The 20,656-nt window shown below is 73.2% G+C and carries 17 protein-coding genes; 2 read left to right on the top strand and 15 right to left on the bottom strand.

The features are described 5' to 3' along the window. The 12 genes from pyrG to KZ829_RS21175 form a co-directional block, all read right to left on the bottom strand. Positions 1-1,680: a CTP synthase gene (pyrG, locus tag KZ829_RS21230; protein ID WP_188126690.1), complete on the bottom strand. Its 1,680-nt coding sequence runs from the start codon at positions 1,678-1,680 to the stop codon at positions 1-3. A 207-nt stretch (positions 1,681-1,887) separates the two neighbouring features. Further along, on the bottom strand, positions 1,888-4,092 hold the full coding sequence (locus tag KZ829_RS21225) for a hypothetical protein (RefSeq protein ID WP_372453886.1): 2,205 nt from the start codon (positions 4,090-4,092) through the stop codon (positions 1,888-1,890). Positions 4,093-4,115: 23 nt separating this feature from the next. After that, the gene (locus tag KZ829_RS21220) at positions 4,116-5,228 is read right to left on the bottom strand and encodes a glycosyltransferase family 4 protein (protein ID WP_220145677.1); all 1,113 of its coding nucleotides are present in this window, start codon (positions 5,226-5,228) and stop codon (positions 4,116-4,118) included. Between the two features lie 97 nt (positions 5,229-5,325). After that, positions 5,326-6,843: a murein biosynthesis integral membrane protein MurJ gene (gene murJ / locus KZ829_RS21215; RefSeq protein ID WP_308285600.1), complete on the bottom strand. Its 1,518-nt coding sequence runs from the start codon at positions 6,841-6,843 to the stop codon at positions 5,326-5,328. Between the two features lie 83 nt (positions 6,844-6,926). Next, on the bottom strand, positions 6,927-7,757 hold the full coding sequence (locus tag KZ829_RS21210; protein WP_220145675.1) for a hypothetical protein: 831 nt from the start codon (positions 7,755-7,757) through the stop codon (positions 6,927-6,929). Positions 7,758-7,782: 25 nt separating this feature from the next. Beyond that, on the bottom strand, positions 7,783-8,718 hold the full coding sequence (locus KZ829_RS21205) for a copper transporter (protein WP_220145674.1): 936 nt from the start codon (positions 8,716-8,718) through the stop codon (positions 7,783-7,785). 7 nt (positions 8,719-8,725) lie between these two features. Beyond that, complete coding sequence (gene steA, locus KZ829_RS21200; protein ID WP_220145916.1) at positions 8,726-9,919, bottom strand: putative cytokinetic ring protein SteA; 1,194 nt, start codon at positions 9,917-9,919, stop codon at positions 8,726-8,728. Positions 9,920-9,983: 64 nt separating this feature from the next. After that, entirely contained in the window at positions 9,984-11,741 is a 1,758-nt protein-coding gene (recN, locus tag KZ829_RS21195; protein WP_220145673.1) for a DNA repair protein RecN, read from the bottom strand. A gap of 52 nt (positions 11,742-11,793) precedes the next feature. Beyond that, positions 11,794-12,681 carry an NAD kinase gene (locus KZ829_RS21190; RefSeq protein ID WP_183221624.1) on the bottom strand — a complete coding sequence of 296 codons (888 nt, stop codon included), beginning with the start codon at positions 12,679-12,681 and terminating at the stop codon, positions 11,794-11,796. Beyond that, positions 12,678-13,502, bottom strand: coding sequence for a TlyA family RNA methyltransferase (locus KZ829_RS21185; RefSeq protein ID WP_220145672.1), 825 nt, complete (start codon positions 13,500-13,502; stop codon positions 12,678-12,680). The genes KZ829_RS21190 and KZ829_RS21185 overlap by 4 nt, the downstream gene beginning before the upstream one ends. Positions 13,503-13,576: 74 nt before the next feature. After that, the gene (locus tag KZ829_RS21180) at positions 13,577-13,813 is read right to left on the bottom strand and encodes a hypothetical protein (RefSeq protein ID WP_220145935.1); all 237 of its coding nucleotides are present in this window, start codon (positions 13,811-13,813) and stop codon (positions 13,577-13,579) included. Between the two features lie 4 nt (positions 13,814-13,817). Continuing rightward, positions 13,818-14,624, bottom strand: a complete 807-nt coding sequence (locus KZ829_RS21175; protein WP_246636037.1) for a phasin family protein — start codon at positions 14,622-14,624, stop codon at positions 13,818-13,820. A 109-nt stretch (positions 14,625-14,733) separates the two neighbouring features. On the opposite strand from KZ829_RS21175, the gene KZ829_RS21170 reads away from it, so the two are divergent. Further along, on the top strand, positions 14,734-15,057 hold the full coding sequence (locus KZ829_RS21170; RefSeq protein ID WP_220145671.1) for a sterol-binding protein: 324 nt from the start codon (positions 14,734-14,736) through the stop codon (positions 15,055-15,057). A 58-nt stretch (positions 15,058-15,115) separates the two neighbouring features. On the opposite strand, the gene KZ829_RS21165 is transcribed toward KZ829_RS21170, so the two are convergent. Continuing rightward, a complete protein-coding gene (locus tag KZ829_RS21165; protein WP_308285599.1) occupies positions 15,116-16,330 on the bottom strand; it encodes a methyl-accepting chemotaxis protein in 1,215 nt (404 codons plus the stop codon). 216 nt (positions 16,331-16,546) lie between these two features. Here KZ829_RS21165 and KZ829_RS21160 point away from each other — a divergent pair, with 216 nt between their 5' ends. Continuing rightward, a complete protein-coding gene (locus tag KZ829_RS21160) occupies positions 16,547-16,813 on the top strand; it encodes a hypothetical protein (RefSeq protein ID WP_220145670.1) in 267 nt (88 codons plus the stop codon). A gap of 193 nt (positions 16,814-17,006) precedes the next feature. On the opposite strand, the gene KZ829_RS21155 is transcribed toward KZ829_RS21160, so the two are convergent. Both KZ829_RS21155 and KZ829_RS43170 read right to left on the bottom strand, forming a co-directional pair. Next, positions 17,007-18,023 (bottom strand): HAD-IIA family hydrolase, encoded by a 1,017-nt coding sequence (locus KZ829_RS21155; RefSeq protein ID WP_220145669.1) that lies wholly within the window; start codon positions 18,021-18,023, stop codon positions 17,007-17,009. Continuing rightward, positions 18,020-19,120, bottom strand: coding sequence for a Replicase polyprotein 1ab (locus tag KZ829_RS43170; RefSeq protein ID WP_372453889.1), 1,101 nt, complete (start codon positions 19,118-19,120; stop codon positions 18,020-18,022). Before KZ829_RS43170 ends, KZ829_RS21155 begins: the two co-directional genes overlap by 4 nt. Positions 19,121-20,656 lie beyond the last annotated feature (1,536 nt).

Here is a 20,656-nt window from a genome sequence, read left to right as displayed (position 1 = left end):
TCAGGAGGCCTCGACGGGCAACTCGTCGGCGGAGGCGTAGACGATCGCCGCCTTGACCAGGCCGTCGAACAGCGGGTGCGGCCGGGTCGGGCGGCTCTTCAGCTCCGGGTGCGCCTGGGTCGCCACGAAGTACGGGTGCACCTCCCGGTCCAGCTCGATGAACTCGACCAGGCGGCCGTCCGGCGACGTGCCGGAGAAGACCAGCCCGGACTGCGAGAGCTTGTCCCGGAAGTCGTTGTTCACCTCGTAGCGGTGCCGGTGCCGCTCGGAGATCTCCGTCGCGCCGTACACCTCGGCCACGATGGAGCCGTCCTTGAGCTTCGCCGGGTAGGCGCCCAGCCGCATGGTGCCGCCCATGTCGCCCTTGCCGGCGACGATGTCCTGCTGGTCGGCCATCGTCGAGATGACCGGGTACTGCGCCTCCTCGTCGAACTCGACCGAGTTGGCGCCGGCGAGCCCGGCCAGGTTGCGGGCCGCGTCGATGGTCATGCACTGCAGACCCAGGCAGAGGCCGAGGATCGGGATCCGGTTCTCACGCGCGTACCGGGAGGTGTTGACCTTGCCCTCGATGCCGCGGACGCCGAACCCGCCCGGAATGACGATGCCGTCGACGCCCTTCAGGGCGGCGGCCGCGCCGGCCGGCGTCTGGCAGTCGTCGCTCGGCACCCAGCGGATCGAGATCTTGACGCTGTTGCCGAAGCCGGCCGCCCGGATCGCCTCGCTCACCGACAGGTAGGCGTCCGGCAGGTCCACGTACTTGCCGACCAGCGCGACGGTGATGGTGCGCTTCGGGTGGTGGACCCGCACCAGCAGGTCGTTCCAGGTCTTCCAGTTGACGTCCCGGAAAGACAGACCCAGACGGCGTACGACGTACGCGTCCAGCCCCTCGTCGTGCAGCACCTTCGGGATGTCGTAGATGCTCGGCGCGTCCGGGCAGGCGATGACCGCTTCGGCGTCCACGTCGCAGTAGAGCGCCAGCTTGTGCTTCATCTTCTCCGGGATCTCCCGGTCGCTGCGGCAGATCAGCGCGTCCGGCTGGATACCGATGTTGCGCAGCGCGGCCACCGAGTGCTGCGTCGGCTTCGTCTTCAGCTCGCCGGACGGGGCCAGGTACGGCACCAGCGACACGTGCAGGTAGAAGACGTGGTCCCGGCCGACCTCGTGCCGGACCTGGCGGATCGCCTCCAGGAACGGCAGCGACTCCATGTCGCCGACCGTGCCGCCGACCTCGGTGATCACCACGTCCGGAACGTTGCCGTCCTCGTCCGGGTCGGCCATCGCGAAGATCCGGCTCTTGATCTCGTTCGTGATGTGCGGGATGACCTGCACGGTGTCGCCCAGGTACTCACCGCGCCGCTCCCGGGCGATGACCGCCGAGTACACCTGGCCGGTGGTCACGTTCGCCTTGCCGGAGAGGTCCCGGTCGAGGAAGCGCTCGTAGTGGCCGACGTCGAGGTCGGTCTCCGCGCCGTCCTCGGTGACGAACACCTCACCGTGCTGGAACGGGTTCATCGTCCCAGGGTCGACGTTGAGGTACGGATCCAGTTTCTGCATCACGACGCGGAGACCGCGGGCGGTGAGCAGATTACCGAGGCTGGAGGCGGTGAGGCCCTTGCCCAGCGAGGAGGCGACGCCCCCGGTGACGAAGATGTGCCGCGTGTCGCGCACTGTAGAGGCCAACGCCCGCTCCCGTGGTCGCCGATGTTCCGGTTCTTGCGGCCGGGGCCTGGCCCCATCCACGGGAGTTCACCGTAACACTGTTTGCCGGGGCCGCCATGTTCGGGCTGGTCGGCGTGCGTGTCGATGAGGCTTGTTCACGACCCGCCGCTCGCCGCGCCCACCGGGGAGGCGGCTATGATGCGCCTCCCCGTCGTGAATCGGCCGCCGTTACGGCACCCGAACCGAATCATCGTCCGTTTTGCGGAGCAACGGCCCGCCCGGACCGTCGGTCTCACCCGGCGGCGGGGTCCGGTCGGCGGCGTGCAGCAGCACCCGCAACGCCGTGAGAACCGCCACCGGCACCGCGGCGGCGGCCGCCGCACCGGCCGCACCCAGCGCCGTGCCGCCCAGCACCCCGGCGATCAGGGTGGCCACCACGGTTCCGGCCACCCCGGCCCGGACCGCCGGATGCAGGCCGTAGACCCGGTTCAGCCCGCCCCACGGCGAGAACTGGCAGAACACCAGCATCGCCGCCCCGAGCAGGGCCAGCAGGCTCAACGGGCTGTCCAGCAGCGCCAGCCCGTTGGCCGCGGCGGCCCGCTGCATGGCCGGGCCGGCCGTGCCGTCGCCGAGCGCGGTCAGGAACCTGCCGAGCGTGCCCTGTTCCAGCGGCGCCCGGCTCAGGTCCAGCACCGCGAACGTGATGGTCACCGCGACCCCGGTCATCGCCGCCCAGGCGAACCGGGGGAAGGTCAGCCAGCCGCCGGTGCTGATCGCTGCGGCCACGCACACCCCGGCCGTCACCGCGATCGCACCGACCGGGTCGGCGCCCAGGTACGGGCTGCCCACCATGACCACGCCCAGCCCGCCGAAGGTGACCACGACCAGCGGCCGCCACCGCCGGCTCACCCACTGCGCCAGCGACCCGGCCAGCAGCAGCAGGCCGGCCACGAACACGCCCAGGCCGACACTGCCCAGCCCGGCGTACCGGATCCCGTGGAGCGCCGAGTATCCGGCCACCCCGTTGAGCTGCAACCGGGCCCCGGTGATCAGGTCCACCGCCACCACCAGCACGCTGACCGTGGCCACCGCGGCCATCGGCCAGAGGGTCCGCTCGTACCGGGGCGCCAGCCGGATCAGCAGCGTCCCGCCGGCCATCAGCACGGCCGTCGCCGCCCCGAACATCCACGCCGGGTGTTCGCTGCCCCACCACGGCACCACGTCGGCCAGCAGCGCCGCCGGGATGGCCAGCCCGGCCGCGATCAGCGCCAGCTCGGCCAGGACGACGAGGCGGCGCGGCGGCAGCGGCGGCCCGAGCGGCCCGGCGTGCCGCCGGGCCCGGATCAGCACCGGGATCACCGCGGCGAACAGCAGCAGCTGCACGATCGCCAGCACGGTGAAGAAGATCTCAGCGACGCCGCGCTGGGCGATGGCCCGCCGGTCGGCGTCCCGGTCGCCCTGCATCGCCTCGCCCGGGTCGCCGGGGCGGCCCGGCAGGACGGTCGCCGCGTACCCGGCGAACAGCTTCTCCGGGGCCGGCCGGCCCAGCGCCGACAGCACGGTCGGGGCCAGGTCGACCAGTTGCAGGTAGCCCTCGCGGCCGGTGCCGGCCGAGGTGAGCCAGCCGCCCTCCCAGCCGGGGCCCTCGGCGATCGCCACGTGCAGGCGCGAGGTGGTCCCGGTGTCGGCCAGGCCGGCGATCAGCATCAGCGAGCGCGGCGGGCGGGCCGCCAGGACCCGGGCCAGGGTCCGGTCGGCGGCCGCCACGGCGGCCTCCCGCTCGGCGCCCTCCCCGGTGATCGTGCCGAGGTCGACGAAGTTCAGCACACAGTCGCCGAGCAGTTTCGCCGGGTCCTCGGGCAGCTCGGGCACGTACCGGTCGACGCGGCCGAACGGGCGGGCCGCGGCGATGGCGGCGCCCGGCCCGACCGCCACCGAGCAGCGCACCGACTCGGCCAGGGCGCCCGGTGTGGTCCCGTACGGCAGCTTGTTCTGGTTGGTGCGGACCACGTTCGGCTGGTCGGTGAGGTTGGCGCCGATCCCGTCGGGCCGGGTGAGCCGGGGTTCGGCCGGCGGGCACCGGCCGGGCACCGCCCGCGTGTTCCAGGCCGCGTAGTTGCCCGCGCCCAGGGTCAGCCAGCCGTCCGACGGGCAGGTCACCTCGTGCGCGGAGCGGACCGACAGCCAGCCCACCGAACCTTCGGTCGCCTCCTGCCACAGGGCCGGGGTGCGCTGCGGGTCCAGGTCCTCCCAGCGCAGCCCGGCGGCGCCCGCCACGATCACGTAGTCGGCGTCGCCGTGCCGCTGCGGTTCGGCCGGCCGGACCGACAGCCCGGCGACGGTCGCCGCGACCACCACGGCGATCAGCACGAACGGCACCCAGGCGGCGGCCATCGGCCCGCGCGGGGTGCCCGGTGGGCGAACCCGCCGCAAACGGTCGAGCCTGCGTGGTCCGATCACCGCCGGACCGCCGCGACGTCCGCGTAGCCCGAGCGCACGTCGGCGACCACGTCCGCCTCGCCCGGCCAGGTGGCCGCCCGCCGCGGGCCACGGGCCGCGTAGTCGGCGCGCAGCCCGGGGTCGGCCAGCAACCGCCGGACCGCCTCGTCGAGCGCGTCCAGGTCGCCCGGCGGGATCTGCACCGCCGCGTCGCCGACCAGGCCGGGCAGCCCGCCGACCGCGGTGGTGACCAGCGGCACCCCGGCGTGCAGCACCTCCTGCGCGAACAGCTGCCGCGCCTCCCAGTCACTGGTGATCACCGCGAGGTCCGCGCCGGCCAGCAGGTCGGGCACGTCGGTGCGGTGCCCGAGCAGGTGGACCGGGGCGTGCAGCCGGGACGCCCGCTGCGCCAGCGGCATGTAGCTGGGCCCGGACCCGGCGATCGCCACCACCGGCGGATGCTCCAGCTCCCGCCATCGGGCGGCGGCGTCGACCAGCAGGTCGTAGTGCTTCTGCGGGTGCAGGCGGCCGACCGACAGGATGAACGGCGTCTCGCCCCGCAGCCGGAACTCGGCGCGCACCGCCGTCCGGGTCCGCTTCGGCGGCGCGAGCTGCGGCGTCGCGACCGGGCCGAGCCGGGCGTTGCGTGCGCCGAGCGCGACGGCGCGCTCCACCAGATCCTCCGACGCGCCCAGCGTCAGCACGGCGTTACGCGCCACGATCCGCTCCAGCAGGGCGCCGGCCTGGCCTTTGAGGCCACGCGCGAGCACGGCGTTGTGCCAGGTCACCACGAGGGGTACGCCGGTGCGCGCGACCGCGGCCACGAAGGCCGCCCGCAGCCCGTGCGCGTGGATCACCTCGGCGTCCCGCCCGGCGATCGCCCGCCGAAGCTGCCGGATCGCGCCGGAGTCCTGCGGTCCGGGGTCGGCCGGGATCTCCACGACCGCGTACTCGATCCCGCCGGCCGTGAACCCGAAGTGCTGATCCACCGCGGCCGGCCCGCACACCAGCACCCGGCACCCTCCGGCGACCAGCCCACGGGCGAGTGAGGCGACGTGCTGACCGATCCCGCCGGTACTCGACGCGACCACCAGCACGACCGAGCCGCGCCACTCCTCGTCGCTGCTCACGACCTCGACTACCCCTCTCCTCCGGCGACCGCAGGCACGGTCGCTGGTCCTCCCACGGCACACCCGACGGCGGCGATGGGCTGCGCAAACACGTCGCCTATCGGCGCAGGCGCCGCCCAAGTGTGGTTACCAGCGGGCCGATGTCCCGCCGGTCCAGCACGAAGGCCAGCGCGGCGAAGACGCCCGCGACCGCCACCCCGCCCAGCATGCCCGCAACAATGCTGCCGAACACGCCTGGGGTGGGCCACACCGTCGCCTCCAGCGCCCGCACCACACCCCACCCGGCGAGCCCGGCCACGGCGGCCGCGACGACCGCGGCCACAACGGCCCGGCCCAGGCCGGCGAGCGCGGCCCGCCCGGCGTGCCTCCGCACCGCCAGGACCAGCAACAACCCGGTGACCGACATGCCGACGGCGTTGGCCAGGCCGAGACCGTACACCTCCCGCGGGCCGTCGGCGACCGCTGTGGCGACGATCACGGCGGCGCCGGCGGTGAGCCAGCCCACCGCCGAGGCGACCGCGGCCGCCGCGGTCGCGCCACGGGCGTACAGGGCCCGGGAGAGCAACGCGAACAGGGCGTAACCCAGCAGCCCGGGCGCGAAGCCGACCACACCGGGCACCGCGTCCGGCACCTCCATGAGCCGCGTCATCGGGATCGCCAGCCCGGCCAGCGCGGCCGTGCCCAGCCCGGCGAGCAGCACCACCGAACGCGCGGTCGCGGAGAGCGAGGCCGCGTACCCCGTCTCGTCGCCCTCGGACGCCGCCGCCGACAGCCGCGGATAGACCGCGGTGGCGAGCGGCACCGCGAGCACCGCCCACGGCAGCAGGAACAGCGTCTGCGCACCGCTGTAGGGCGCCATCTGCCGGGCCGCGAACACCACGATCAGCGCGGCCACCACCTGCTGCGCCCCGACCGTGACCGCGCCGGCCCAGCCGAGCCGGACCGCCTGACGGCCCTCGCCACCCGGGAACCGCAACGACGGCCGCACCCGCGGCCGCAGCCGCGACACCGGGATCAGCAGGCAGAGACTGAGCGCCACCACCCCTAGGGTGGTGCCCACCGACAGGGTGAGCTCCCCGGCCCGGCTCAGCCCGGCGAAGTCGGAGCCGGCGCCGTCGATCCCGGCATAGGTGAGATAGGCGGTCATCACCACCACGCTGGACAGCAGCGGCGCGATCACCGGCCAGGCGAACCGGTGATGCGCCTGCAACACCCCGGTCAGCACGATCCCGATGCCGTAGAGCGGCAGCTGCGGCGCGAAGACCCGCAGCAACCGGGCGGCGGTCTCGTGATGCTCCGGCGCGATGTCGAAGAGCCCGGTGATCGGCCCGGAGATCAGAAAAACCAGGACCGCCAGGGGTACGGTGAGCACGATCACCCACGTGAGCAGCGCCGACACGACCCGGTCGACCCGTCGGCGATCCCCGGCGGCGACCGCTCCGGCGAGCAGCGGCACCACGAGGCTGGCCAGCGCCCCGCCCGCCGCGAGTTCGAAGACGATGTTCGGCACCAGGTTGGTGGCGAGGTAGACGTCGGCCAGGCTGTCGTCGCCGACGGTGTAGAAGAACACCGCGGTCCGCCCGAACCCGGCGAGCCGCGCCAGGATCGTGAGCACCGAGATCAGCGCTGCCGCGGCGGCGAGCCTGGTCCCCGTACCCCGAAGGTGTGAAGAAGCCACAGCAGGTGAGGCGGGCTTGGTCACGCCGGTGGCCGGCGGCCGAGTTCGTCGACGGCCCGCAGCCACGGCGTGTCCTGGATGACCTTGGTGAAGCTGACCTTCTCGCTGGCCGCGGTCAGCCCCGCCAGCGCGGCCAGCGCGGCGACCCGCCCGGCCGTCCCGCTGCGGGCGACCAGCGCCACCCCGAGCAGCGCGCCCAGCGTGTTCGCCCCGGCGTCACCGAGCATGATCTCCTCGTTCAGGTCGGCGGGCAGCAGCGCCGCCCCCGCGCCGAGGGCGCCTGCGGTCATCGACGCGTTGCGCCCGACCGCGAGCGGCGCCCCGGCGATCATCCCGGCCTTGATCGCCCGCCCGGGCCGCAGGTCGAGCAGGTTGAGCAGATTGGCCGCCCCGGCGATCACCCCGGCGCCGAGCAGGACGTCGAAGCCACGCCCGGCCCGCGTCGACCGGCCGCTGCCGATCAGCGCGGACGCGGCGAGCCCGGCCGCACCCACCCCCGCGATCTTGACGAGCCCACTGGTGACCCGCCCCTCCCGCAGCGCGCCGAGGTGCCCGGCGAAGCCCTTCGCCGCCTTCTGCTCCGGCCGGTTGCCGACGATGTCGTCGTAGAAGCCGACCGCCCCGCTGACCGCCCCGGCCGCGACCGCCGCCGCGGCGAGCCGCCCGGTCGGGGCGCCGGAGGCCGCGCCGACCGTGGCGCCGATCGCCAGGGCCGGGCCACCGGCGAGCGTCACGGTCCGCCCGTGGAAGTTGGTCCGGCGCAGCCCGCCCGCTTTCGGGTCGTTCCGCACCCAGTCGAGTGCGGCCCGCGCGACCGAGGCGCCGATGCCGAAGGAGCGGAGGTAGGCCATGGCCGCAGAGTCTAGACGGGCACGGCTAGGGCGCGGCCGACGGCACGATGGACGTGGCGCCCGCGCCCAGGCCGTACTGACCGACCTTGTTCCGCACCAGCCGCTCGGCCGTGACCAGCGCGGTGGCGACCTGCCCCTGCACGGTGATCACGTTGTCCACGGTGGAGATGTCCTGCACGAGGGTCGGGTCGCTGCGGATGGCGGAGACCAGGTTTCCCTCGCCGGCGCTGTCCCCGGCGACCACGAGCGGCCGGTTCCGGTGAAACTGGGAGGCCACCGTGACCGCGGCCTTGCTCTTCTTGTCGGCTTCCTTGTCGGTGGCCGGCGCCCCGGCGACGAGCACGATCGTCTCGGCGCCGCCGGTCGCGCCGTCCTTGGCGGTGAGGTAGCCGGGCTGGGCGAAGGCGGCCAGCACCGCGGTCACGTCGCCGGCGGTGGGCTGGCTCGGGCCGCTGCCCTGCTGGAGGGCGAGCGCGAGCAGGGCGCCGGCGGTCTCGACACCGTCGCTGTTCTGCGGCAACCCGACCGCCGAGATGCTCGGCTGCGACGACTGGTCGGCCAGCTGGAGCAGCTCGGTGGCGAAGTTCGAGTCGAGGAACTTGTCCTCGATCTGGAGCTGGGCGGTGATCGTGGCACCGGCCACGCCCAGCATCTCGGCGACGCCGTCGGCCGGCTCGTCCGCGCCGGGCATCGCCACCACCGCGACCTTGCGGCCGGCAAGCTGGCCGCCCAACAGCATGGGCGCGATCTGCTGGGCGAAGTCCTGGTTGCGGTTGACCTCGTCGTTGAGCTTGTTGACCTGCTCACGTCGGACGTTGTTGTCCTTGTTGAGCTGGGCCAGGTTGTCCCGCAGGTTCTCGGAGACCGGGCCGTTGAGCGCCGCGGTGCCGACCACCAGGCCGATTGCCAGCGCGAGGAACACCGCGGTGAGCGACACCACGTGGTACCGAAAGTTGATCACGACGCCCTCAGAAAAGATTGCCCAGCTGGAAGACGAAATTGTCCCACCACTCGGACACGACGGTGAGATACGCCTTCCCCACGGTGGAGACCGCCACGGCCGAGGCCATCGCGGCGATCGCGGACAGCACCAGCAGCAGCACCGCCGACCCGGAGACGGTCTGCCGGTAGAGCCGGCTCACGCCCTTGGCGTCGACCAGCTTGCCGCCGACCTTGAGCCGGGTGAGGAAGGTGGAGGCCATGCCGCCGCGACCCTTGTCCAGGAACTCGACCAGGTTCGCGTGCGTGCCGACGGCCACGATCAGGGACGCCCCCTTCTCGTCGGCGAGCAGCATCGCCAGGTCCTCGCTGGTGGCGGCGGCCGGGAAGGTCAGCCCGTCGACACCCAGATTCTGCACCCGCTGCAGGCCGGGGGCGCGCCCGTCCGGGTACGCGTGGACGACCACCTCGGCGCCGCACCGCAGCACGTCGTCGGTGACCGAGTCCATGTCCCCGATGATCATGTCGGGGGTGTAGCCGTTCTCCACCAGCGCGTCCGCGCCGCCGTCGACCCCGATCAGGACCGGCTTGTACTCCCGGATGTACGGCCGGAGAACCTCCAGGTCCTCCTTGTAGTCGTAGCCACGGACCACGATCAGCACGTGCCGGCCGCCGATGCGGGTCTGCACGTCCGGAACGCCGACGCCGTCGAGCAGCAGGTCCCGCTCCTGCTTGAGGTAGTCCATGGTGTTCGCGGCGAACGCCTCGAGCTGCACCGACAGGCCCTCGCGGGCCTCGGCCATCGACTTGGCCACGGTCTCCGCGTCCTGCCGGACACCGGAGGCGACCGGCTCGCCGTCGAGCAGCACGGTGTCGCCCTCGATGCTGACGACCCGGCCCTCGCGCAGACCGGTGAACACGTCCTCACCCAGGTCGTCGACGAGGATCACGCCGCCCTGGATCAGCACCTCGGGGCCGAGATTCGGATACCGGCCGGAGATCGACGGCTTGGCGTTGAGCACCGCCATCACCCCGGAGGCGACGAGCGAGTCGGCCGCGACCCGGTCCAGGTCGACGTGATCGATCACGGCGATCTCACCGGGCCGCAGACGGCCGGTCAGGCGCTTGGTCCGCCGGTCCAGCCTGGCCACGCCGGAGACCGGACCGGGCTCGGCGCCCCTGGTCCGGCGGAGGGTGGGAATGGGAAGTCGCATCCCGGCCATCCTGACATGCCGTCGCACGCACTTCCCCTGCGACATGCTCCAGCTCACCTTTATCAGGCCCTCATCAGGCGCGTTTCTCCCGAGCCGCCACGGAGAGCAATTCCTCCGCATGGGCGATACCCAGGTCCGAATCGGGCAGACCAGCCAGCATCCTGGACAATTCCCTGGCCCGTTCGGTCTCTTCCACGATCCGAACGCCACTCGTGGTGATCGCCCCACCGGTGTCCTTCGCGACCACGAGATGACGATCGGCGAATGCCGCGACCTGCGGCAGGTGCGTCACGACCAACACCTGATGGGTACGCGCGAGACGCGCCAACCGCTTGCCGATCTCGACCGCGGCCGTGCCTCCGACCCCCGAGTCCACCTCGTCGAACACCAGGGTGGGCGGACCGCCCGCCCCGGCGAACACCACCTCGATGGCCAGCATCACGCGGGACAGCTCACCACCGGAGGCGCCCTTCTGCAGCGGCAGCGCGGGCGCGCCCGGATGGGCCAGCAGCCGCAGCTCCACCTCGTCGGCGCCGTCCGCCCCGGCGGCCACCGTCGCGCCGTCGACCGTCACGGCCGGCTCGTCACGCGACGGCGCCCGGGTGAGCACCGCCACCTCGACCCGGGCGTGCGGCATCGCCAGCCCGGCCAGCTCGACGCTGACCGCCTCGGAGAACCGGCCGGCCGCCTCCCGCCGGGCCGCGGTCAGCCGCCCGGCCAGCTCGGCCACCGACGCCTCCAGCCGCTGGCGCTCCCGGTCCAGCTCCTCCAGCAGCTCGTCGGAGGTGTCCAGCTCGCTCAGCTTGGTCTTCGCGTGCTCCGCCCAGGCGATGACGCCGTCGATGTCGTCCGCGTACTTCCGGGTCAGCCCCCGCAGCGCGGCGCGCCGCTCGTAGATCGCCTCCAGCCGGGCCGGGTCGGCGTCCAGCGTCCCGAGATAGGCGGACAGCTCGGACGACACGTCACCGACCAGGGTGGCCGCCTCCTCGATCCGCGCCGCCAGGTCGGCGAGCGACGGGTCGACCTGCGCCTGTCCCTCCAGGGTGCGCCGGGCCAGCCCGAGCAGCTGGGTGGCGTCGGGCGTGTCGTCGGCCACCTCCACCCCACCGGCCAGCGCCTGCCCCGCCAGGGTCGCCGCGACCCGCAGCCCCTCGGCATGCTCCAGCCGCTGCACCTCGTTACGCAGATCGTCGTCCTCACCGGGCTGCGGATCGACCCGGGTGATCTCGTCGAGGCCCAGCTTGAGAAGGTCCGCCTCCTGCGAGCGCTGCCGGGCGTTGCGCCGCCGGTCGGCCAGGTCGTCGACCACCGAACGCCAGCGGGCGAACGCCTCCCGATACGACTCCAGCAGCTTCTCGTGCTCCGGGCCGGCGAACCGGTCCAGTGCGGACCGCTGCTCCGACGGGCGCAGCAGGCGCAACTGGTCGGACTGACCGTGCACGGCCAGGATCTGCTCGCCCAGCTCGCTCAGCGTCGACACCGGCATGCTCCGGCCGCCGACGTGCGCCCGGGACCGGCCCTCCGCCGTCACCGTGCGGCTCAACAGGACCGAGCCGTCGTCGTCGGCTTCGCCACCGGCGTCGGTGATCCGGGTCCGCACGGCGTCGCCGAGGGTCCCGCCGAGCTTGAGCCGGCCCTCGACCACGGCCCGCCCCGGATCGGCCCGGACCCGGCCGGCGTCGGCCCGGCCACCGAACAGCAGTCCGAGACCGGTCACCACCATGGTCTTACCGGCGCCGGTCTCACCGGTGATCACGTTCATTCCCGACGAGAGGCGCAGCGTCGTGTCGTCGATCACGCCGAGCCCGGTAATGCGCAGTTCCTCCAGCACAGGCGAACAGTATCGGGAGCCACCGACAAAAGCCCACCGCGGGGGCTTCTGATCAGCGTCGATTGCCCCGCCAGCCGACCACCGGAAGCCCGAACTTCGCCACCAGCGTGTCGGTGAACGGGCGCGGCGCGAGACGGACGAGACGGACCGGCAGCCGCCCGCGCTCCACCGTCACCGTCGATCCCGGCGGCAGGTCCCAGGTGCGGCGCCCGTCACAGCACAGCACCGCGAACGACGTGTACGGGTCCACCGTCACCACGAACGTCGACGTGGGCGCCGTCACGATCGGGCGACTGAACAGGGCGTGCGCGCTGATCGGCACCAGCAGCAGCGCCTCCACCTCGGGCCACACCACCGGCCCGCCGGCGGAGAACGCGTACGCCGTCGACCCGGTCGGGGTGGCACACACCACACCGTCACAGCCGTACCGGGACAACGGCCGCCCGTCCACGTCCACGAGCAGCTCGAGCATCTGCGCCCGCTGCCCCTTCTCCACGGTCACCTCGTTGAGCGCCCACGACTCGGCGATCAGCCGGCCGTCGTACTCCGCCCGGACGTCCAGGGTGAGCCGCTCGTCCACCGTGTAGTCCCCGGCCACCACGTCGGCGACCGCCTGGTCGATGTGGTCGATCTCGGCCTCCGCCAGGAAGCCGACCTTGCCCAGGTTGATGCCGAGCAGCGGCGTCTTCGACGGGCGGGCCAGCTCGGCGGCCCGCAGGAACGTGCCGTCCCCGCCGAGCGCCATCACGATCTCCACGCCCTCGGCCGCGTCCGGGCCGTCGACCGGCTGCACACCCTCCGGCAGCTCCAGGTCGGCGACCTCCTCGGCGATCACCCGCACCTCGAACCCGGCCGCGATCAGGTCCAGCGCCACCGCCCGGGCGTGCTGGGTACTCTGCCTGCGCCCGGTGTGCGTCACCAGCAGGGCCGAGCGCGTCATTTCTCCTCCACGAAGGCAACCGGGCCGGCTTCGACGACGGCCTCGATCCGAGCTGGGTCAGCGGGCGGGGCGTCCCGCCGGAACCACACGAAGAACTCCACATTGCCGCTCGGCCCCGGCAGCGGGCTGGCCGTCACGGCCGCCACCCCGAGGCCCAGCCCGGCCGCGGCCGCCGCCACGTCCAGCACGGCCTCGGCGCGCAGCCGCCAGTCACGCACCACCCCACCCGAGCCGACACGTTCCTTACCCACCTCGAACTGCGGCTTCACCATCAGCGCCAGATCGCCGTCCGGCCCGGTGCACCCGGCCAGCGCCGGCAGCACCAGCCGCAACGAGATGAACGACAGATCCGCCACGGTCAGGTCCACCGGGCCGCCGATCGACTCGGGGGTGATCGACCGCACGTTCGTACGCTCCTGCACCACCACCCGCTCGTCGGTACGGATCGGCCAGGCCAACTGCCCGTACCCGACGTCGACCGCCACCACCTGCCGGGCCCCGGCGCGCAGCAGCACGTCGGTGAACCCGCCGGTCGAGGCGCCCGCGTCCAGACAGCGCCGCCCGGCCACGGTCAGCCCCTGCGCACCGAACGCCGCCAGCGCCCCGGCGAGTTTGTGGCCGCCCCGCGACACGTACTCGTCCTTCGGGTCCTCGCCGGTCACCACGATCGGATCGGCGGGGTCGACCATCGCGGCGACCTTGCCCGCGGTGGTGCCGCGCACCAGCACGCGGCCGGCCGCGACGAGCGTGGCGGCCTGCTCCCGGGAGCGGGCGAGCTTACGACGGACGAGCTCGGCGTCGAGACGCGCACGGCGGGCCATCAAAATCCCTTTTCGAGGTACGGGTGGTTCGTTACGGCCTGCACAACCTACTCGCCGCCGGTCGTGCCCCGGCCTCAGCGGTCGATGCCGGCCAGAGTCTCCTGAAGCACCTGGTGGGCGGCCTCGTACTCGGCGATCTGCTCGGCCGGCGCCAGCCGTGCCGCGTTGGCCAGCGACCGGAGCACCGCGTCGACCGCCGGATGCCCGGTGTCCTCCCCGCCACCCCGGGACACGTCCGTCCCACCGGCGAAGGAGCCACCCGGCGGCGGTCCCGGGCGCGGACCGGGCTGCGCGGAACTGGGATATGTCACAGCCTCACGCCTCCGGGCTCGCCGTCCGGCCGGCGTTCTCCGCCGCCGGGGTCGACTGGGTCGGCACCTGAGCCTTCCGCGGCGCGCGCTTACGCGGCGCGGGCGGCGGCTCGGCCGCCGCGGTACTCCTGGCCGGCGCGCGCCTACGCGGCGCGGGCGGCACCTCGGCCGGTGCGGCCTTCCTGGCCGGCGCCCGTTTGGCAGCGGCCTTCTTCACCGGAGCCGTCTCGTCGGCGGTCTGACCCGGCACGGACTTCGCCGCGGTCTTCCGCGGCGCCCGCTTGACGGGCGCGGCCTTGACCGGGGCGGCCTCGCCCGGCGTCGCGGCGTTCCCCGGCACCGCGGCCGGCGCCGTCCCCGCCGCCGGCATCGCGTTCGGCTTGGCCTTGACCGCCTTCTTCGCGACCGCCTTCTTCACGGGAGCAGGAGCAGGAGCAGAAGCGGGAGCAGGCGTGGGCGCCGGCCTGTCCAGCCGGGTCCCGCCCACCGACTCGGCCGCGCCGACCCGGGCCTGCGCCTCACGCAGCTGCCGCTCCAGGTCGTGCACCCGCGAGGTGAGTTCGGAAACCTCCTCGGCGGTGGCCAGGCCCACCCGCCCGAGCGCCCGGTCCACCTCGTACCGCACGATGCTGGTCAGCGCCTCCCGGTTGGCGATACCCGCCGACAGCAGGTCCTCCACCAGGCCCTGAACCTGCACCGCGGTGGCCCCACCCCGGTTGAGCAACTCCCCGGCGACCTGTTGCGCCCTCTTCCGGGGCGCCTCCGTCAAACCGAGTGCCAGGTCCAGATATGCCCGCCATGCGTCCGGCATGTCCCGCCTCCTCTCGCCACGTCGGGTGCCACGCTACCGGGCACTTCCGGGAAAACTACTGGGGTACCGTGCTGGTGTCGTGAGGCTGGTGTCACCGGAAAGGATGCTGATGGCCACCGTGGAGGAGTGCCGGCAGGCACTGAACGACCTCGCCACCCGGCTCGCCGCCAACGCCGAGGCCCAGGGGAAGCTGGATCTCGACCGCACCCTGGCCTGCCGGCTCACCGATCTCGGCGCGGCGTTCCACGGCCGGATCACCGGCGGGCGGCTGGTCGACATCACCGACGGCGACGACCCGAAGGCGAAGATCGCCCTGGTGATCACGAGCGACGACCTGATCGACCTGGTCAACGGCAGGCTGGAGCTCACACGCGTGATCTCGTCCATCCGGGCGAACCCGTTCGACCTGCTCAAGCTCCGCAAACTCCTCTGAACCACGTCCGCCGGCCGGGCCCAGGGATACGGGCTCGACCGGCCGGCGGTTCAACGGCTCAGCGTTCTGCGGTCGTGGTGAGGGTCTCCAGACCGGCGAGGACCTGGCCGGCCGCCGCCGTGGCGGTGGACAGCTGGATGGTCACCTCGGCCAGCACGGCGGCCTGCTCCTCCACCGAGGACGCGATGTTCAGCTGGAGCTCATGGATGCCGTCGACGGCCCCCGCCGTGGACGCGAAGGTGTGCGCCACGTCCCCGGTCTCCGCCACGATCGCGGTGATCACCTGATTGACCCGCTCCACCGAGGTGGCCGTCTCCCGGGCCAGGTCCTTGACCTCCCCGGCCACCACGGCGAAGCCCTTGCCCAGCTCACCGGCGCGGGCCGCCTCGATGGTGGCGTTCAGCGCGAGCAGGTTGGTCTGCTCGGCCAGCGAGGCGATGATCGCGTTCACGTCGGCGATCTCCCCCACCGACCGCTCCAGCTGCCGGACCTTCTGCCCCGCCGACTCGGCCGCATCCTTCCCGGTCGACGCCGTGCCGGCGGCCTGCGCCGACCGTTCGGCGATGTCACGCACTGCCGCGGTCAGCGCCGCCAGCTCCCGGTCCACGGCGGCGACCGCCGAGATCGCGGCCCGCGCCTCGGTGCTGATGCCGGCCACCTCCGCGGCGATCCGGCGGGCGTTCCCAGCCGCGTTCTCGGACCGCTCGTGCAACTCCTCCGCCGCCCGTTCCCGGCTCTCCCGCTCAGCCCGTTCCACTTCGTGCCGCGCCTGCTCGGCCTCCTTGGCCAGCTCCTCGTTCTCCCGTTCCGCCTCCTCCGCGAAGTGCCAGAACGCGAGGATCCCGGCCACCTCGAGGGTGAGCAGCCCGGCGTGCGCCACGACCATGGTGAGTGCGGTGGCGACATCCATGTGGTGGTCGCCGAACACCCGTTCCGGCACCATCAGGCCGAGCACCCCGTGATGCACGACGACCACCGCGATCGCCCACACCAGCGGCGTCCACTGCTGGTAGAGAGCCACGAAGATCAGTACGGCGTACAGATGGATGTGGGCGGTCATCTCCCCGCCGGTCAGTTCGATCGCCACGAACGTGCACGCGATCAACCCGACGCTGACATGCGAGGCCTGCGCCTTGTGCGACCGCCAGAGCGGCGTCGCCGCGGCCCACGCTCCCACGGCCGCGGCCAGCAGCACGGCCTCCCACCCCGGCCGCGGGCCGAGCACGCCGATCACCAGGAAGAACGGCACGTGGAGCCAGAGCAACCCGCTCACGATCCGGTGCCGGGCCCGCCACGACGATTCCGACAGGTGACCACCGCGCGGCAACGTAAACGAACTCACACCCACCTGATCGACCACGGCACAGGCGGCCTGACCCTTCGGGGCAAATGACCGAACGCGTTCGGATTTCCGCCCCGGACGGTGCCACGATGGAGGTCAGGGAAATGAACGGCCGGCGACCGGCCGGCCCCCGAACTGGGAGCGATCATGCGACGTGCCCGATCCAGGTCTTCGCGCCCCGATCTCCACGAGACCGCCGAGCAACTGGCCGTACCTTCGTTCGACTGGATGAGCGGCCCGGTGGTCGCTGTGGTCGACGGCTTCCTGCACATCGACCCGGACGCTCCCCCATCACCCAGCAGTCACCACAGCCCGGAGCCGCAGTCCGGCACGGGCCGGGCCGACGTCCATACCGACGACGCCGCCCACAACGCTTCCCGTCTACTGGCCGGCCTGACCCGTATACGCCCATAAAAACACATTTCTTGTACGCCTACCCGAACCCGATCCTGCCGACAGCGACCATCTGCCACGCAAGGCCGCAGCGCCCGCATCCGGGCTTGTCCGGGTGGTCCATCTCACCCCAGAAGCACATCGTGGGCCTCCCTACCGGGAGACCCACGACCGAACCCACAACACATCGCCCACCGAGCCCGGCGGGCTCGTGTCAGCCGGGAGTCCGAACTCCCCAGGCCGCCAGCACCTCGCCCGCCTCCGGAGAGAGCGGCTCGATCGCGGACGGGGCCACGCCGTCCCAGGTCACGCCGCACAGCAGGCGCAGGGCGTCGACCGGATCGCCGGAGCCGTCCAGGGTGACGCGGTCACCGTCCCGGGTGACCCGCCAACCGCCGGCCGTGTCGCCGGGCGCCGGGACCCGCGCGTCCCCGGCCTCGCGGAACAGGCCGGACAGATCCGCCGCCACATAGGTCGGGCGACGGTCCTCCGGTGCGGCCAGCAGGTCCGCCGGACCGCTGACACCGGTCAGCACCAGCAGACTGTCCATGCCCGCACCGACCGCGCCCTGGATGTCGGTGTCCAGCCGGTCGCCGACCGACAGCGGCCGCCGTGCCCCGGCAACCGTCGCAGCCGTCGTGAAAAGGCCCGGCTGCGGCTTGCCGACCACCACGTCCGGATCCCGGTCGAGCGCCGTCCGCAGCACCGCGACCAGCGAGCCGTTACCCGGCAGCGGCCCACGCGGGCTGGGCAGGGTCCGGTCGGTGTTGGTGGCGTACCAGACGGCGCCGGCCCGAACCGCCAGCGCCGCCTCGGCCAGAATCCTCCAGCCGACCTCGGGCCCGTACCCCTGAAGGACCGCGACCGGCTCCTCCTCGGCCGAGGCGACCGGCTCGAGACCCGCGTCCCGGACCTCGGCGCGAAGCGCCTCCGCACCGACCACCAGCACCTTCGCACCGGCCGGCAGCCGGTCGGCGAGCAGCGCCGCGGAGGCGCCGGCCGAGGTGAGGACCTCGGCCGGCTCCGCGCTCACACCCATGCCGGTCAGCAGCGCCGCCACCTCGACGGCCCGCCGCGACGCGTTGTTCGTCGCGTACGCGATCGACGTCGAGCCCGCACGCAGCCGCTCGACCGCGTCGGCGGCCCCCGGGATCGGCTTGTCGATCAGGAAGACGACGCCGTCCAGGTCGAAGATGACCAGGTCGTAGCCACCGGCGAGGTGTTCCCTCATGCCTGCGGCTTGTCCTCGCCGGCCTGTCCCACGTACTCGTCCGCCTGCGCCTTCTCGTCCCGGACCACGTCGGTGTTCACGTCCGTCTCCGCAACGGCCACCGGCGCGTCCTCGTCGAGGTCCTCGTCGTCGTCACCGTCGAGGTCCTCGTCGTCGTCACCGTCGAGGTCGTCCTCGTCGTACGCAGGGTCCGAGCCCGGCGCGTCGAAGGCGGCCCGCTCCCGGTCCTCGCCGTCCTCGTCCTGGTCCTCGTCGTCGAAGTCGTCTTCGTCCTCGTCACCGTCCCGGTCGTCCCGGTCGTCCCGGTCGTCCCGGTCGTCCTGGTCGTCCTGGTCGTCCTGGTCGTCCGCACGGTCCGAGTCCGACGTGTCAGCGCCAGCCCGCTCCCGGTCTTCGCCGTCCTCGTCCTCGAACTCGTCGTCGCCCTCGATCGTGACGCCGTCGAGCTCGAGCAGCCGCTCGGCCGCGTCGGTGACCTGCTCCTCGTCGAGGGTCGCGGCCCGGGCGAACCACTCCCGCGCCTCGTCCCGGCGACCCGCCGCCAGCAGGGCGTCGGCGTAGGCGTACCGCAGACGCGCCGCCCACTCGGCGTCCTCGTCCCCGGTCAGCTCCTTGACCTGGAGCATCGCCACGGCCGCGTCGTGCTGACCCAGGTCGCCCCGGGCACCCGCCGCGACGATGAGCAGCTCGATGGCGCCCGCCTTCTCCAGGTTCGCCGTGTCCGCGCCGCGGAACAGGTCGATGGCCCGCTCGGGACGGCCCAGCGCCCGCTCACAGTCGGCCAGCTCGGCCAGATGCGTCTGCCGCCCGGTCATCCGGTGGTAGGTCCGCAGCTCGGCGATCGCGGTCGTCCAGTCACCCGCCGCGTACGCCGCGAGCCCGACCGCCTCCCGCACCACGGCGATCCGCGAGGCCAGCCGCCGCGCCGCGATCGCGTGCAGCAGCGCCACCTCGGAGTCCTCGTCGATGATCTGGCCGGCCGCCACCAGGTGCCGCGCGACCTTCTCGGCGATGTCCCGGGCCAGGCTCAGCAGCTCCGCACGGACCTCCTGGTCGAGGTCGCTGGCGGTGATTTCCTCGGGGATCTCCGGCGCCACGAACGCCGGCTGTCCACCGGTCTCGCCGTCCGTGCCCCGGCCACCGTCGGCCTGGTAGCCATCGCGGTCCCGGTCGTCCCGGCGGAAGCCACCCCGGTCGCCGCCGCCCTGGTAGCCGCCACGGTCCCGGTCGCCACCACGGAACCCACCGCGGTCGCCGCCACCCTGGTAGCCGGGCCGGTCGCCACTCGGACGCCCGCCCTGGTAGCCACCCCGGTCACGGTCGCCACCGCGGAACCCGCCACGGTCGCCACCGCGGTCACGGTCGCCCCGGAATCCGCCCGAACCGCCCTGGAAGCTCTCCCGGGCCCCGCCACGGTCGCCGCCACCCTGGTAGCCGGGCCGGTCGCCGCTCGGACGCCCGCCCTGGTAGCCGCCCCGATCGCGGTCGCCACCACGGAACCCACCGCGGTCGCCGCCACCCTGGTAGCCCGGACGGTCGCCGCTCGGACGCCCGCCCTGGTAACCACCACGGTCACGGTCGCCACCACGGAACCCACCGCGGTCGCCGCCACCCTGGTAGCCCGGACGGTCGCCACTCGGACGCCCACCCTGGTAACCACCACGGTCACGGTCCCCACCACGGAAGCCGCCACGGTCGCCACCGCCCTGGTAGCCGGGCCGGTCGCCGCTCGGACGCCCACCCTGGTAACCACCACGGTCACGGTCCCCACCACGGAACCCACCGCGGTCACCGCCACCCTGGTAGCCGCCACGGTCGCCACCGGCGCCGCCACGGAAGCCGCCACGGTCGCCGCCACCCTGGTAGCCGGGCCGGTCGCCGCTCGGACGCCCACCCTGGTAACCACCACGGTCACGGTCCCCACCACGGAACCCACCGCGGTCGCCACCGCCCTGGTAGCCGCCACGGTCGCCACCGGCGCCGCCACGGAAGCCGCCACGGTCACCGCCACCCTGGTAGCCGGGCCGGTCGCCACTCGGACGCCCACCCTGGTAACCACCACGGTCACGATCGCCACCACGGAAGCCGCCACGGTCGCCACCGCCCTGGTAGCCGCCACGGTCGCCACCGGCGCCGCCACGGTCGTCCCGGCGGAAGCCACCACGGTCGCCGCCACCCTGGTAGCCCGGACGGTCGCCACTCGGACGCCCACCCTGGTAACCACCACGGTCACGGTCACCACCACGGAAGCCGCCACGGTCGCCGCCGCCCTGGTAGCCGCCACGGTCACGGTCACCACCACGGGAACCGCCACGGTCACCGCCACCCTGGTAGCCGCCGCGCGAGCCGCCCCGGTCATCGCTCCGGAAGCCGCCACGGGAACCGCTGCGGTCACCGCCGCCCTGGTAGCCGCCCCGGTCACCGCGGCGCCCGTCGTTACCTCCATCGCGGCCACGGTCGGCCCGACGGTCGTCGTCGCGGTTGCTGGAGCCGCCGTCCTGCGGTCCTGTACTCACGGATCATTCCTTCCAGTACGGCGGCGGGCTACTTCGGCCCGGGTGGCCTTGCTCCGACACACGCTGTTCTCGATACACAAAGTTACTAGGCGATCTGCCCATAAACGCAGTCGAGGG

Source organism: Actinoplanes hulinensis (assembly GCF_019429605.1).
GTDB classification, from domain to species: Bacteria; Actinomycetota; Actinomycetes; order Mycobacteriales; family Micromonosporaceae; genus Actinoplanes; species Actinoplanes campanulatus.
This window is presented reverse-complemented; position numbering and strand designations above follow the sequence as displayed.

Bases quoted from the DNA above. Each gene is read 5' to 3' on its own strand.
- steA (WP_220145916.1), bottom strand. From the start codon at position 9,919: ATGGCCGGGATGCGACTTCCCATTCCCACCCTCCGCCGGACCAGGGGC.
- KZ829_RS21160 (WP_220145670.1), top strand. From the start codon at position 16,547: ATGCGACGTGCCCGATCCAGGTCTTCGCGCCCCGATCTCCACGAGACC.
- KZ829_RS21185 (WP_220145672.1), bottom strand. From the start codon at position 13,502: ATGGCCCGCCGTGCGCGTCTCGACGCCGAGCTCGTCCGTCGTAAGCTC.
- KZ829_RS21190 (WP_183221624.1), bottom strand. From the start codon at position 12,681: ATGACGCGCTCGGCCCTGCTGGTGACGCACACCGGGCGCAGGCAGAGT.
- KZ829_RS21155 (WP_220145669.1), bottom strand. From the start codon at position 18,023: ATGAGGGAACACCTCGCCGGTGGCTACGACCTGGTCATCTTCGACCTG.
- KZ829_RS21170 (WP_220145671.1), top strand. From the start codon at position 14,734: ATGGCCACCGTGGAGGAGTGCCGGCAGGCACTGAACGACCTCGCCACC.
- KZ829_RS21175 (WP_246636037.1), bottom strand. From the start codon at position 14,624: ATGCCGGACGCATGGCGGGCATATCTGGACCTGGCACTCGGTTTGACG.
- KZ829_RS21210 (WP_220145675.1), bottom strand. From the start codon at position 7,757: ATGGCCTACCTCCGCTCCTTCGGCATCGGCGCCTCGGTCGCGCGGGCC.